The organism is uncultured Parasphingorhabdus sp. (assembly GCF_963975555.1).
GTDB lineage: Bacteria > Pseudomonadota > Alphaproteobacteria > Sphingomonadales > Sphingomonadaceae > Parasphingorhabdus.
Genome location: NZ_CAXBHH010000009.1, coordinates 1 through 13,692, shown reverse-complemented (window position 1 = coordinate 13,692; position 13,692 = coordinate 1). Strand labels below are relative to the sequence as shown.

Sequence of the window (13,692 nt, the reverse complement as noted above, 5' to 3'; positions counted from 1 at the left end):
TTATTATCAATAATTACCGGCCCTTGGCTTCAAATGTAAATTTTTTTCAAGCCAAGCGACTGCATTCACCACCAGTTACAAGAAGCTGAACCGCAAGCAAAGTATGAGAGGCCTCAGCCTTGCAATTTATGGAGGGACGGATGCTCCTGCAAAAAAGCGATTTGATCCAGAATATTTACTTTTTTCCGCTAGTTCGTTGCTGGAAGAAGGACGTGCGCGCGCTAATATGTGATCGTTCGTTCAGCCATTTAACAACTCAAACACCTTGTCCGCCCATTCCATCCTGCAGATCAGGAGATCGGGCATATACGTATCTTGCTGATTGTAGATGAGCGGTGAACCGTCGATGCGCGAACAGTGCAGACCATAAGCTGATGCGACCGCTGCCGGCGCGCAGCTATCCCATTCGAACTGGCCACCGGAATGAAGATATATTTCAGCCTCTCCCCGAACCACGGCCATTGCTTTTGCACCTGCCGATCCCATCGCGACGAGTTCTCCGCCCAGGCGTTCGGCTACGGATACCGCTTCGGCCGCCGGACGGGTACGACTGACAACCAGGCGTGGCGCACCCTCATAGTCAGGAAATTCGTATATTTTGTCGGTGCGGAGAACAAGCCCGCCGTCGAGACCCGGTAAAGCGACGGCACCGATCGAGGCAACACCATCAATGGCTAAGGCGACATGAACAGCCCAGTCCGACCGCCCTTCCCCATATTCCCGCGTGCCATCGACCGGATCGACGATCCAGACACGCGATTTATCCAGCCTTTCCGCCGTATCCTTGCTTTCTTCGGAAAGCAGACCGTCGTCGGGTCTTTGTTCGCGCAAGGCCCGGACCAGAAACGCGTTGGCCGCCTCGTCCCCGGCTTTGCCAAGAGCTTTATCCTCGAACTTGCCGCTTTCGCGTAATTCCATCAAAATCCGGCCGGCTGATAGCGCGAGATCGGCGGCAAGCTCTGCGTCGGTCATAACATTACTCATTTCAGAGGCATGATCTGGCGGATGATATATTCGGCCGCTTCTGCAGGAGTCATCTCGACCGCATTAACCCGGATTTCCGGGTTTTCCGGCGGCTCATAAGGGCTGTCGATACCGGTGAAGTTTTTCAACTGGCCGCTGCGGGCTTTCTTGTACAGCCCCTTCACGTCACGCTCTTCGGCAACCGCCAGCGGCGTATCGACGAAGATTTCGATAAACTCGGCCTCGGGCAGCATTTCCCGCACCATCTTCCGCTCGGCGCGGAACGGACTGATAAAGGCAGTCAGCACGATCAGTCCGGCATCGGTCATCAATTTTGCGACTTCGCCGACGCGGCGGATATTCTCGATCCGGTCCGCTTCGGTAAAGCCAAGATCCTTGTTGAGCCCATGGCGTACATTGTCCCCGTCGAGCAGGAACGTATGGCGGTTCATAAGATTGAGGCTCTTTTCCACCTCATTGGCGATGGTCGATTTACCCGAACCCGAGAGGCCGGTGAACCACAAAACGCGCGGAGTCTGGTTTTTAAGCAATCCGTGCTCTTCCCGCGTAATTGTCGTTGCCTGCCAATGGACGTTCGCGGCGCGGCGCAGGCTAAAATGCAGCATGCCGGCTGCAACCGTCGCATTGGTGATCTTGTCGACCAGAATGAACCCGCCAAGTGCCCGGCTGTCGGCATAGGGTTCGAACACAATCGGCTTGTCGGTATGCACTTCGGCAACGCCAATGGCATTCAGCTCCAGCGTCTTGGCAGCAAGCCGTTCCATCGTGTTGATATTGATTTCATATTTCGGCTCCTGCACCGACACGCTGACCGTCTGTGTTGCCAGTTTGAGCCAATAGCCACGGCCGGGTTTGAGCGCTTCGTCACTCATCCAGACGATAGTGGATTCGAATTGATCTGAAATTTCGGGTGGATCGCCGGCGTCAGCAATCACGTCACCGCGTGAGCAGTCGACTTCGTCATCAAGCAAGATGGTGACTGACTGGCCCGCCACCGCTTCATCGAGTTCGCCATCTAGAGTGACAATGCTTTTGACAACGCTGTTCTTGCCCGATGGCACGATCCGGACCGGATCGCCCTTCTTGACGATGCCGGAGGAAATCAGTCCGGAGAAGCCACGGAAATCGAGATTGGGGCGGTTAACCCATTGTACCGGCATGCGTAACGGTTTTTCCTGCGCGGCATTGGTCGCGATCTCGATATTCTCGAGATGGGCGATCAGCGCACGACCGTCATACCAGGGCATATTCACCGACGGCGCGTCGGTGATATTATCGCCCTTGAAGCCCGAAATCGGGATCGCGGTGAAGCTCTCTATGCCAATTTCTGCAGCAAACTCGCCATATTCCTTGACGATATTGTCGAATATCTCCTGATCATAATCAACCAGGTCCATCTTGTTCACCGCCAGAACCAGATTCTTGATGCCGAGCAAATGGGCGAGATAGGAATGGCGCCGGGTCTGGACCAGCACGCCTTTCCGCGCATCGATCAATATGACCGCAGCATCGGCGGTCGACGCGCCGGTCACCATATTGCGGGTATATTGTTCGTGGCCCGGCGTATCGGCGACGATGAACTTGCGTTTTTCCGTCGCAAAAAACCGGTAGGCGACATCGATGGTGATGCCCTGCTCGCGTTCAGCAGCGAGTCCATCCACCAGTAGCGCAAAATCTATCTCTTGGCCTTGCGTACCCGACTTCTTGCTATCCGCTTCCAGCGCAGCCAGTTGGTCTTCAAAGATCATCTTGCTGTCGTAGAGCAGTCGGCCGATCAGCGTGCTCTTGCCGTCATCCACGCTGCCGCAGGTGATGAACCGAAGCAGTTCCTTGTTCTGATGCTGGGCGAGATAGGCGTCAATATCCTCCCCGATCAGCGCGTCGGTCTTGTAGATCGGGTCTTTCCCAGTGCTATCGGTCATCAGAAATAGCCCTCCTGCTTTTTCTTCTCCATGCCGGCGCCACCTTCATCCTTGTCGATCACGCGCCCCTGCCGTTCGCTGGTGGTGGTGAGCAGCATTTCCTGCACCACTTCAGCGAGGGTCGACGCGGTGCTTTCTACCGCTCCGGTCAGCGGGAAACATCCCAGCGTGCGGAAGCGGACCGACCGGTTGGTGATTTCGGGCTTTTGCCCCATCACCTGTTCCAGACGGTCGATATCGTCGGCCATGAACAGGCTGCCTTCGTGCATATAGGTCGGGCGCATCGCGGCGAAATAGAGCGGCACAATTTCGATATTTTCCGCCATGATATATTGCCAGATATCCAACTCCGTCCAGTTGCTGATCGGGAAAACACGTATGCTTTCTCCCTTGGCTTTCTTGGAGTTATAGAGGTTCCACAATTCGGGCCGCTGGTTCTTGGGGTCCCAGCCGTGGCTGGCCGTGCGGAACGAAAATACGCGCTCTTTGGCCCGGCTTTTTTCCTCGTCACGCCTTGCGCCACCAAACGCAACGTCAAAGCCATAGAGGTCGAGTGCCTGCTTCAGCCCCTCGGTTTTCCACATGTCGGTATGAAGCGGGCCGTGATCAAACGGGTTGATGCCGCGTTCTTTCGCTTCCGCATTGTGATGGACGATCAGTTCCATTCCCGCATCCTGCGCCGCTTTTTCGCGTAGCGCGTACATATCCTTGAATTTCCAGGTCGTATCGACATGGAGCAGCGGGAATGGCGGAGGAGATGGATAGAAAGCTTTCTTGGCGAGATGCAGCAGAACCGCGCTATCCTTGCCGACGCTATACATCATCACCGGCTTTTGCGCCTCGGCGACGACTTCACGCATGATATGTATGGCTTCGGCTTCAAGCCGTTCTAAATGGGTCAAAATACGGGTCATATGTTCGTCCAATTGGAAGGATTGGAAGCATATTACGCGCTTTTGATTCGTATACAGTTCCCATATGGGATATATGTGACGAATGTCGGTGATATTGAGCGAAGAACATGATTTGATTGCGGCTCTGCACCGCGGTACGCTGGGCGCGCCGCCATGGGAAAATTTTCTCGCGCAGCTAAAGCGCAGAACCGCAGCGGACTACGCCAATCTGTTTTTCCAGGGTGACCATGACTGGCTACAATCTGTCCAGATTCCCGCGGCCAAACAGGGTTCCGACGATATAAATGAAATATACCAGAAGGACTTCGGGAAGGTCGCGGCACTTCCGCATTATGTCATGCGGCTCAACCGGGTCTATTCCCTCGACGAATTCCTTGATCCCAATGACCCGCGCCAGAGCCGTTTCAAAGCGCTGTTCTTGCGGGATCCCGATGTCCGCTTCGCCCGGATCATGCGGGTGGCAGAACCCAATGGCGGGCAAATCTGGATTTCTCTCGGGCGCAAAAGCAGCAATTTCTCTGCCAGCGACGGCGCGCTGCTGGGCGCCCTCGCCAATCATCTAGCAATTGCCGCCGGCACCCATTCGGAACTCGAGCGGCAAAGGCTGAAGGCGGGCATTTCCGCCGACGCGATCATGCGCCTCAATTTCGGCTGGTTCATGCTCGACGGCTCAGGCCGGATCATTGATATGAGTGAACAGGCGGAAGCCCTGGTGCAGGAGGGACGAACCCTACGCAAATCGCCCGATAGACGGCTGATAGCCGAGCGCGCTGATGCGCAGGGCGTCTTGCGCCAGTTTCTGAAAATGCGTCAAGCGGGGGAAAGCGTGGTACGGACCGTGCATCTTTCGGACGAGCCATGGCTGGACATGCTGCTCACCAATCCACCGGCAGACCTGTCCGGCGCGCTCCAGCCCGCTGCCATCGCCTTTGTCCACGGCGAGCGATCCAACAGTGCCGAGCGTAGCGACCATCTCGCCAACCTATTCGGCCTTACGATTCAGGAAGCACGACTTGCCCTGCATATCAGTCACGGCGTGACCATCAAAGAAGCCGCAATTCTGCTTGGCTTGACCCATGAAACCACACGGCTCTATTCAAAGCGAATATATGCCAAGACCGGCACGCGCGGTCAGGCAGATCTGGTGCGCCTCATTCTGGCGAGTATTGTGGCACTGACCTAGAGCGCTGACCGGCAGAACCGCAGCGCGTCAAATATCTCAGTTGGTTTGCGAGGCCGCCCTTGCATTCACTCTTATCAAATCGCTATCAATCGGCCCCGCCGGCACGATCCAGCTTCCACCGACGCACAGGACCTGCGATAGCGCGAGCCAATCGGCCATCGATGCTTCGGTAATACCGCCAGTCGGACAGAATTTGCATCCGCCGAATGGTCCGGCGAGCGCTTTCAGCGAAGGAATGCCGCCCACCGCTACGGCCGGGAAAAATTTGAAATGCTCAAGCCCGAGATCCATCCCCCGCATGATGTCTCCGGCATTGGCGATGCCGGGCAGAAACGGAATTTTCGCTGCGATCGCCGCCCGACCCAGATTATCGGTCAGGCCGGGCGATACGATGAATTCGGCACCTGCAGAAAGCGCCGCGTCTAGCTGGGCCGGATTTGTCACCGTGCCTGCGCCGACAATCGCGCCGTCCACTTGCGTCATTTCTGCGATGGCTTCCAACGCAGCATCAGTCCGCAACGTGACTTCCAGAACATTGAGACCGCCCTCGACCAACGCCCGGGCAATCGGAATGGCATCGGCGACATCATCTATGACCAGCACCGGAATGACAGGCGCCATTCGCATGATCCGCTCGATTGGTTTCATTGATGTTCCTTGATGAATGCACCGGCGGCACCATAGAGACCAGGTTGTTCATGCAGCAATTGCTTGACCGGAATCTGCTCCATCAAAGATTGAAAACGCCCTTTGGCTTTGAACCGTTCGCGGAATCCGGATGATGCCAATCGATGGGCAATCCGGCTACCAAGCCCACCTGCAATCACAACCGACCGCGCACCTTGTGCCAGAGTAATATCACCGGCGAATGCACCAAGACACAGGCAGAATCTGTCAAACGCGGCCGATGCCAGACTATCATCGCCGGACAGGGCAAGTTGCCACAGAGCCTTGTCGTCCATCCGCTTGGATGCCTGGCCCTCGATTTCGGCCAGCACATGATAAATGGTTTGCAGGCCCGGCCCCGCGACCACCCGTTCAACAGAGACGCGGCTGTGTTCTTTCCGCAAATGCCTGAGCAGACTGTCCTCAACCTCATCATGTGGCGAAAAGTCGATATGTCCGCCTTCGGTCTCGGTCACCTGATACTCGCCAGCCTGCCGCATAACATGAGCAACGCCAAGACCGGTTCCCGGGCCGAGAACAGTTATCAATCCCTTGTCATTCAGCGCTATATCCGGTCCGCAAATATGCTCGAAATGCTGATCTTCCAGCAACGCGACGGCATGACCGACCGCTCCAAAATCATTGACCAAACTATAGCGCTCCAGCCTCAGCTTTTCCTTGATCAAATGAGGGCGGATCATCCAGCTGTTATTGGTCAGATGCAGCACATCGCCGCCAACCGGTCCAGCAACTGCTATGGCCCCATCGGGTGGCAGTTTGCGTCCTACTTCCTGTCCATAAGCCTCCCACGCAATTTGCAGACTCGCGTGATCTACACTATTCATCGTGATCTGGTGATCGAGGCGCGCGATATGCCTGTCCTCTACGACGGCGATGGCAAACCGAGCGTGTGTACCGCCAATATCGGCGACCATGATTTCCTGAGCCATTACAGCCCTGCCTCACTCAACATCGCAGAGCCGCCCTTTTCAGCCTCGTCACAATGATGCCGCAGCATCGCAAAAAGCTCTCGCCCTGTACCCAGCGGTCGCGGAGGCGGCGTTGCCGTGGGGCGACTGTCCCACTCTGCTTTATCCGTCAGTATCTCGAGGAGTCCCTCCTGCGCACAAACTCTTATCAAATCGCCGTCCCGTAATTTACTCAAGGGGCCGCCTTTATAGGCTTCTGGAGAGACATGAATGGCGGATGGGATTTTACCGCTGGCGCCCGACATTCTTCCATCCGTGACGAAGGCAACCTTGAAACCCCTGTCTTGCAGGACACCCAGGGGAGAGCTCAACTTGTGAAGTTCCGGCATTCCGTTTGCTGCCGGGCCCTGGAACCGGACAACCACCACGACGTCTTTTTCCAGTTCGCCTGCCTTGAAAGCGGCCATGGCATCATTCTGATCATCAAAGACGCGGGCGGGCGCTTCGATGGTCCAGCGGGATTCATCCACCGCGCTGGTTTTCATCGTTGCTCTGCCGAGGTTACCCTTCAACAGACGCAAGCCGCCGTCCGGCTTGAAAGGATCGCTGACTGGTTTCAAAATGGTTTCATCCAGACTGGTCGCCGGAGCAGGTTTGAACGCGAGCTTGCCCTCGGCGATATAGGGCTCCTGCGCCCCGTCCCTGAGCGATGCGCCGTAAACGGTTTTGATATCGCCGTGCGCCAGTCCGGCATCGACCAGTTCGCGGATGACAAGCGGCATGCCGCCCGCTGCCGCAAAATAGTTCACGTCGCCAGCACCATTGGGATAAATGGCGGCGATCAGCGGGACCGCTTTGGACAGCTCGTCCATATCGTCCCAGTCCAATATGATGCCGGCCGCTCTCGCAATCGCGGGGAGATGCAGCACATGATTGGTGGAGCCGCCAGTTGCGAGCAATCCTACGACCGCGTTGACGATCGCCTTTTCATCAATGCAATGGCCGAGTGGTCGATAGTCCGCCGCGGAATTTTCGCCGACACCCCATCCGATTTCGGTCACCCGATGCACCGCCGCACGGGTCAGTTCCTGGCGAAGCTTGTTGCCGGGATTCACAAAGCTGCTGCCCGGAATATGCAGTCCCATCATCTCCATCATCATCTGGTTGGAGTTGGCTGTGCCAAAAAAGGTGCAAGTCCCGGCGCCATGATAGCTTGCACTCTCGGCGTCGAGCAGTTCCTTCTCGCCAATCTTGCCTTCGGCAAACAGCTGTCGGACGCGAATTTTTTCTTTATTGGCAAGACCGGAAGGCATTGGTCCGGCCGGAACCAAGATAGTCGGAAGATGACCAAAACGCAGCGCGCCGATCAGTAGACCGGGTACGATCTTGTCACAAATACCGAGCAGCAACGCGCCTTCGAACATGCCGTGACTGAGCGCAATCGCGGTGCTCATCGCGATCACGTCACGGCTGAACAGCGAAAGCTCCATACTGTCCTGGCCCTGGGTCACGCCGTCGCACATGGCAGGCACACCGCCGGCGATCTGAGCCGTCGCCCCTTTTTCGCGGGCGAATATCTTGATCTGCTCCGGATAACGTCCGTAAGGCTGGTGGGCAGACAGCATGTCATTATAGGCGGTGACCACGCCGATATTCATCGCCTTGCCGCCGCGAATGGCGGCCTTGTCGTCGCCACTGGCGGCGAAGCCATGGGCAAGATTTCCGCAGGACAAAGTGGGCCGGTGCACCCCAGCTTCGCGCTGCTTGTCGATCAGATCGAGATAGGCGCTGCGGGACGATCGCGACCGCTCGATGATCCTGTTGGTAACTTTTTCGACTGTCGGGTTCAACGTCATGAGCGGCTCCAGAATATCGTAATTGGGCAGTTCGCTCGCCGGAGAAGCCTTGCCACCGGTACATCCGTGTCGCCAGCAATTGCTGCTTCAAGAATATTTTTCTTGTCGCAGCCGCGAACTACCAGAATGATTTCCTTGGTCGCGGTCAGCGCGGCCATATTCAGGCTGAGCCGTGCAAAAGGCGCTTCAACCGGCAACGGATCAGGAACGGTGTGGATGACCGCCGGCGCCTCCTGTTCGTCGCAGGTCATATTGGGAAATAACGACGCGATATGGCCGTCGGCGCCCATGCCTAGCCAGACTAGATCAAAGGCCGCGACTTGCTCTCCGCGGACCAGTGGTTCGACATCGGCTGCGGTTGCGTCGAAGGCTCTTGCCAGCTTGGCTTGGTTGCTAGCAGGATGCCTGACCGGAACGATCCGGTCGTCAGTCAAGGTGATCGTCACCGTTCCCCACGGCAAGCTTTGGCGAGAGAGAATATCAAAAATTGCAATAGGCGTGTTGCCGCCAGGAACGGCGATGCGATGCTTCCCCGGTTGTTCGACAACTTTAGCGACATGATCCGCAACGCGCTTCGCATCGCTGTTGACGGCCCAACTGATCGGACCCGGGGAAGATATTGCCGTCTGCATGTCAGTCATTCCAGCTCACTCCATCCCTTTCGGTCAGCGCAATTGCAGCAGACGGTCCCCAGCTGCCGGAACCATATGGTTTCGCGCCGATGTCATTCTCTTCCCAAACATGCCGGATCGCGTCGATCCAATGCCATTGCGCCTCGACCTCGTCCCTGCGAACGAACAAAGTCGGGTCGCCCTCAATCAGATCAATCAAAAGCCTTTCATAGGCGATACGCTTACGGGCTTTTGAAAATGCCTGGGTCAGCGACAGATCAAGCGGCACTTCACGCAACACCATGCCATCACGGTCTAGTCCCGGTTCCTTCGCCATCACCTGAAGCCGGACATATTCCTCCGGTTGCAATCGGATAACTAGCCGGTTGGCGTTCAACTTGGTCCCGCCACCTGCAAAAATATTATGGGGCACACTTTTGAACTGCACCACAATCTCGCTGCGTCGTTCTGCGAGCCGCTTGCCGGTCCGGACATAGAATGGCACACCCTGCCAGCGCCAGTTATCGACAAAGACTTTCAGCGCGACAAAGGTTTCCGTTTCCGAGCTTTCACCAAGATTGTTCTGATAAGACGAGACCGCCTCGCCTTTCACCGCACCATCGCCATATTGCCCGCGAACAACATTTTCGGCGACCACCGGCCGCAAGGAACGCAACACCTTGACCTTCTCGTCGCGAACCGAGGTGGCGTCGAGATTCGCCGGCGGCTCCATTGCAATCAGACCGACAAGCTGCAGAATATGGTTTTGCACCATGTCACGTAGTGCGCCGGTTTTTTCATAAAAGCCGTGCCGTCCTTCCAGACCAACAGTTTCGGCAACCGTAATCTCGATATGGTCGATACCATTGGAGTTCCACAATGGTTCGAACATCATATTGGCAAAACGCAATGCCATCAGATTCTGGACGGTTTCCTTGCCGAGATAATGATCGATCCTGAAGATGCGATCCTCCGGAAAAGCCTCTGCTACCGCGTCGTTGATCGCATTGGACGATTGCAGATCATTGCCCAGCGGCTTTTCAAGACCGATCCGGACATTTTCACCAGTCAATCCGGCTGCTTTCAATCCCGCGATCGTCGCCTCGAATAGCGACGGTGCGGTTGAAAGAAAAATCGCCAGACCACCTGAAATATCACCAATTTTCTCGGCCAGATCACCAAAACCCTCAGTCGATGAAGCATCCAGTTGCTGATAGGACAAACGTTTCAAAAAACTGGATATCATATCCTTGTTTTTGCGATCATCCGGCAGATATTGTTCCAGCGCCGATGCAGCCATGTCTCGAAATTCCTGATCATCCAATTCACTGCGCGCGGTGCCGACGACCTTCACCTCGTCAGCGATCAACCCATCTTCATGCAGTGCATAGAGCGAAGGCAAAAGCATACGCTTGGACAAATCTCCGGTTGCCCCGAATAACAACAATGTAGCCGAACTATTCATTTTCTACCAATCAGCCCCCGTTACGGTTTCAAGACAGATATTTTCCGTCGTTCGAACTCTATGACAGCGTTGTCATTAAAAGGCAATCGCACAAATGTGTTTTGTCAAACAATTGAACTTGGGTCTCAGCTATGACCGCAACGGCGCGGGCACCGAAGCAACTCTCACCCAGCTACATCAGCATCGGACCATAAGGGCCGCAAGCCGCAGCCGGAATGCTGCAAAAAAAATAGAACTATTGGGCCAGTGGCGGCGCGGCAGAATCCCGTTCGATCACCGAATGATCGAGAAAAATGGTGTTTTCGTCTTTTTCTCCTGCCAACCGGCGCGAAATATTGTCGGACAAGAGACTCACGGCGCGCGCGGCAAGTTCCGATATGGGCTGGCGTACCGTGGTAAGCTGGGGACTGATGATTGCTGCAATGGATGCATCATCAAAGCCGACGATCGACAGTTGCTGAGGTACATCGATATGCCTGCGATAGGCTGCCGCAATTGTCGCGGCTGCCATATCATCGTTGCTAGCAAAAATCGCGGTCGGAGGTATTTCCATATCCAGCAACGATTCAGCGGCCTGCAAACCGCTCGAATAATCAAAAAATCCCTGACGGATCAAATCTTCATCCGGCTCCAGACCGTATTTCGCGAGCGCCTCACAATAGCCCTGGTAACGCTTGCCGGAAGCACTGTGATCGGGATGTCCGCGAATATAACCGATCCTTCGATGGCCAAGATTCAAAAGATATTCCGTAATTTCCCGCGCAGCAGCGACGTCGTCAATATTTACCGACAAACGAACAGCATCCGGGTCGCTCGGAGCGACGAGAACATAGCTGATATGTTGCGATTCCAGCAAATCGATTACTTCCGGATTATCACAGAGTGGTGGCGTGACTATTAGCCCAACGGGTGAAAGAGTCTGCAATATCCGCTTAACACCCTCCACGCCATCCGAGCATTCATCGAGAACCAATTGCATGGAAAGATCATGACATTGTTTAAGGGCACCGAGGTGAACATTTTCAAGGTAACTGGGACTCGGGTTATCGACCAGAAGAGCAACAATCTGGGCCGAACCGCCGCGCAAGGTCCGGGCTGCCTGATTAAGCTTATAGTCAAGCTTTTCGGCAACTTCGAGTACCGCCAGTCGCGTTTCCTCCCGCACATAATTTTCTTCGTTCAGAACGCGGGACACGGTCTTCAATGACACGCCAGCTTCGCGGGCGACATCAACCATCGTGGATCGTCGTGATTTTTGTGTCATTCAGTTTCCTCCGGTTGGTTACGTGGCCCATAGCCCCGCTTCTCTCCAGCTTGTCAAGCCGCTGACCACTAACCGACAACCTTGTCATAACTTATTAGTGAGACTGTCGATTTGCGCAATGTTTATCCGCTGATTTAACCAATGTGATATTGGGAGAAAGGCAAGTTCGCCGCTGCGGATATGGCCTATAGGCATGAGTCTCGAGAGAAATTTGAACGAATCGCAGCTCTGCACTGCCTCACCGGTAGATATACAACTCGCATATTATATTCATGGTCTCATATCTGCGCCAATGAACGAAATCCGGGACGGAAAATTGCATGGCCGACGATACTACAGATGCCGCCCCCCTCCTTTCTGCCGCCGCCCATATATCCTGCCTGATCGGCCTTCGTTTTTAGGCATTGTCTAAAACCCTTACACACCTGCCGACGTGAATCTGATTGCAATGACAACCTTGTCAGGATATGTTTCAAAAAAAATAAATCGGGAGAGAGACATTGGCAGCACCCATTCCAAACGTATCAAATGCGGAAGCGTCCACAAATTATAGCAGCGCCGGCGGCAAGACGACTCTGGTATTATTATTGGTTTTCGCGGTCTTCTTTCTCTTGGCCGGCGTTACCAACATCAACGACGCGCTGGTTGCCAAATTCAAGGCGATGTTCCAGCTCTCCAATTTTGAAGCCAATCTGGTGCAATTCGCGTTCTTCATGAGCTACGCCCTCTTCTCAATTCCCTCGGGCATGCTGTTGCGAAAGATAGGATTTATCCGGGGATTCATTCTCGGATTTCTGATTATCGCCTTGGCCTCTCTGCTGTTCATTCCTGCGGCCAATAGCGGCGTGTATCTCAACTTTCTGGGAGCACTGTTCCTGATCGGTGGCGGGATTACGCTGCTGCAAGTGGCAATGAACCCGTTGGTGACAACACTCGGCCCGCCGGAAACCTCGCATAGCCGCCTCACCTTCGCACAAATGTTCAACTCACTCGGCGCATTCCTCATCGTTAGCTTTGGTGCACGCTACATATTGGGAGAGAAATCTGACGTTGACCCGACATCCCTGTCGGGATCCGCACTCGAGGCCTTCCGCATTTCGGAAGCTACCGTCATTACCCACGTCTATATCGCCGTCGCGGTCGCGATGATCGCAATTGCCGCATTTTTCTTCATGTTCCGCAAAGTCATGGACAAAACCGAAACCGAAGCGGTCAAAGTAGAGGGCACCTGGAGCCTCTTCATCAGCGACAAACGGCTGCAATTTGGCGCACTGTGTATCTTTCTCTATGTCGGCGCAGAAGTCACTATCGGCAGCAATCTGGTCGCCTATCTGGGACAGGAACGGGTGATGAACCTTCCCGATGAATCGGCAGCTGCCCTGCTCGGCTATTATTGGGGCGGCGCACTGGTTGGCCGGTTCGTTGGGGCATTTCTTCTGCGCATCTTCAAACCCGGCAAGGTGCTGATGACCTTCGCAGGCGTCGCTATCACGCTTATTGCAATATCCTCGTTCAGCAGCGGCACGCTGTCGGGCTGGACACTGACACTCGTCGGCCTGTTCAACTCGATCATGTTTCCCACCATATTCAGCCTCGCAACCGAAGGCATGAAATCCGACAAAGCCGCACAAGCCTCGGGAATATTGGCGACCGCAATTGTCGGTGGCGCCATACTTCCTGCCTGCTACGGCTTTGTTGCCGACATCACGAGCTTGACTGCTGCGCTTCTGGTCCCAGTGACCTGTTATGTAGTCATCGCATCCTACGGCCTCTATACCGAGCGTCAGCGGCTAAAAATCGCTTGATTTGGTTCGCGGCACCCCGCGAGATCAGATCAGAGGATTGGTGCGCCCGACAGGATTCGAACCTGTGGCCCCCAGATTAGGAATCTGATGCTC

The 13,692-nt window shown here is 55.1% G+C and carries 11 protein-coding genes; 2 read left to right on the top strand and 9 right to left on the bottom strand.

Annotated elements, in window-relative coordinates; translation table 11 throughout:
* Positions 1 to 240 precede the first annotated feature (240 nt).
* The 3 genes from AAC060_RS14465 to cysD are packed head-to-tail and all read right to left on the bottom strand — an operon-like array spanning position 241 to position 3,820.
* On the bottom strand, positions 241 to 984 hold the full coding sequence (locus tag AAC060_RS14465; RefSeq protein ID WP_339827456.1) for a 3'(2'),5'-bisphosphate nucleotidase CysQ: 744 nt from the start codon (positions 982 to 984) through the stop codon (positions 241 to 243).
* Entirely contained in the window at positions 981 to 2,906 is a 1,926-nt protein-coding gene (gene cysN / locus AAC060_RS14460; protein WP_339827453.1) for a sulfate adenylyltransferase subunit CysN, read from the bottom strand. Before cysN ends, AAC060_RS14465 begins: the two co-directional genes overlap by 4 nt.
* On the bottom strand, positions 2,906 to 3,820 hold the full coding sequence (gene cysD / locus AAC060_RS14455; protein ID WP_339827451.1) for a sulfate adenylyltransferase subunit CysD: 915 nt from the start codon (positions 3,818 to 3,820) through the stop codon (positions 2,906 to 2,908). Before cysD ends, cysN begins: the two co-directional genes overlap by 1 nt.
* A gap of 82 nt (positions 3,821 to 3,902) precedes the next feature.
* Here cysD and AAC060_RS14450 point away from each other — a divergent pair, with 82 nt between their 5' ends.
* Positions 3,903 to 5,003 carry a hypothetical protein gene (locus AAC060_RS14450; protein WP_339827449.1) on the top strand — a complete coding sequence of 367 codons (1,101 nt, stop codon included), beginning with the start codon at positions 3,903 to 3,905 and terminating at the stop codon, positions 5,001 to 5,003.
* Between the two features lie 36 nt (positions 5,004 to 5,039).
* Here AAC060_RS14450 and eda read toward each other — a convergent pair whose 3' ends face one another.
* The 6 genes from eda to AAC060_RS14420 all read right to left on the bottom strand — a co-directional run bounded on the left by eda (position 5,040) and on the right by AAC060_RS14420 (position 11,794).
* The gene (gene eda / locus AAC060_RS14445; protein WP_339827446.1) at positions 5,040 to 5,651 is read right to left on the bottom strand and encodes a bifunctional 4-hydroxy-2-oxoglutarate aldolase/2-dehydro-3-deoxy-phosphogluconate aldolase; all 612 of its coding nucleotides are present in this window, start codon (positions 5,649 to 5,651) and stop codon (positions 5,040 to 5,042) included.
* Positions 5,648 to 6,619: a glucokinase gene (gene glk, locus AAC060_RS14440; protein WP_339827444.1), complete on the bottom strand. Its 972-nt coding sequence runs from the start codon at positions 6,617 to 6,619 to the stop codon at positions 5,648 to 5,650. Before glk ends, eda begins: the two co-directional genes overlap by 4 nt.
* A complete protein-coding gene (gene edd, locus AAC060_RS14435) occupies positions 6,619 to 8,454 on the bottom strand; it encodes a phosphogluconate dehydratase (RefSeq protein ID WP_339827442.1) in 1,836 nt (611 codons plus the stop codon). The genes glk and edd overlap by 1 nt, the downstream gene beginning before the upstream one ends.
* A complete protein-coding gene (locus tag AAC060_RS14430) occupies positions 8,451 to 9,095 on the bottom strand; it encodes a 6-phosphogluconolactonase (protein ID WP_339827439.1) in 645 nt (214 codons plus the stop codon). The genes edd and AAC060_RS14430 overlap by 4 nt, the downstream gene beginning before the upstream one ends.
* The gene (zwf, locus tag AAC060_RS14425) at positions 9,088 to 10,530 is read right to left on the bottom strand and encodes a glucose-6-phosphate dehydrogenase (protein WP_339827437.1); all 1,443 of its coding nucleotides are present in this window, start codon (positions 10,528 to 10,530) and stop codon (positions 9,088 to 9,090) included. The genes AAC060_RS14430 and zwf overlap by 8 nt, the downstream gene beginning before the upstream one ends.
* Positions 10,531 to 10,765: 235 nt before the next feature.
* Positions 10,766 to 11,794, bottom strand: a complete 1,029-nt coding sequence (locus tag AAC060_RS14420) for a LacI family DNA-binding transcriptional regulator (protein WP_339827435.1) — start codon at positions 11,792 to 11,794, stop codon at positions 10,766 to 10,768.
* Positions 11,795 to 12,294: 500 nt separating this feature from the next.
* On the opposite strand from AAC060_RS14420, the gene AAC060_RS14415 reads away from it, so the two are divergent.
* Positions 12,295 to 13,599: a sugar MFS transporter gene (locus tag AAC060_RS14415; RefSeq protein WP_339827433.1), complete on the top strand. Its 1,305-nt coding sequence runs from the start codon at positions 12,295 to 12,297 to the stop codon at positions 13,597 to 13,599.
* The last annotated feature ends 93 nt before the right edge of the window (positions 13,600 to 13,692 follow it).

What these genes read in the sequence shown, in the direction of transcription:
- AAC060_RS14465 (WP_339827456.1), bottom strand. Translation starts at nt 984, where the DNA reads ATGAGTAATGTTATGACCGACGCAGAGCTTGCCGCCGATCTCGCGCTA.
- cysN (WP_339827453.1), bottom strand. Translation starts at nt 2,906, where the DNA reads ATGACCGATAGCACTGGGAAAGACCCGATCTACAAGACCGACGCGCTG.
- cysD (WP_339827451.1), bottom strand. Translation starts at nt 3,820, where the DNA reads ATGACCCGTATTTTGACCCATTTAGAACGGCTTGAAGCCGAAGCCATA.
- AAC060_RS14450 (WP_339827449.1), top strand. Translation starts at nt 3,903, where the DNA reads ATGTCGGTGATATTGAGCGAAGAACATGATTTGATTGCGGCTCTGCAC.
- eda (WP_339827446.1), bottom strand. Translation starts at nt 5,651, where the DNA reads ATGAAACCAATCGAGCGGATCATGCGAATGGCGCCTGTCATTCCGGTG.
- glk (WP_339827444.1), bottom strand. Translation starts at nt 6,619, where the DNA reads ATGGCTCAGGAAATCATGGTCGCCGATATTGGCGGTACACACGCTCGG.
- edd (WP_339827442.1), bottom strand. Translation starts at nt 8,454, where the DNA reads ATGACGTTGAACCCGACAGTCGAAAAAGTTACCAACAGGATCATCGAG.
- AAC060_RS14430 (WP_339827439.1), bottom strand. Translation starts at nt 9,095, where the DNA reads ATGACTGACATGCAGACGGCAATATCTTCCCCGGGTCCGATCAGTTGG.
- zwf (WP_339827437.1), bottom strand. Translation starts at nt 10,530, where the DNA reads ATGAATAGTTCGGCTACATTGTTGTTATTCGGGGCAACCGGAGATTTG.
- AAC060_RS14420 (WP_339827435.1), bottom strand. Translation starts at nt 11,794, where the DNA reads ATGACACAAAAATCACGACGATCCACGATGGTTGATGTCGCCCGCGAA.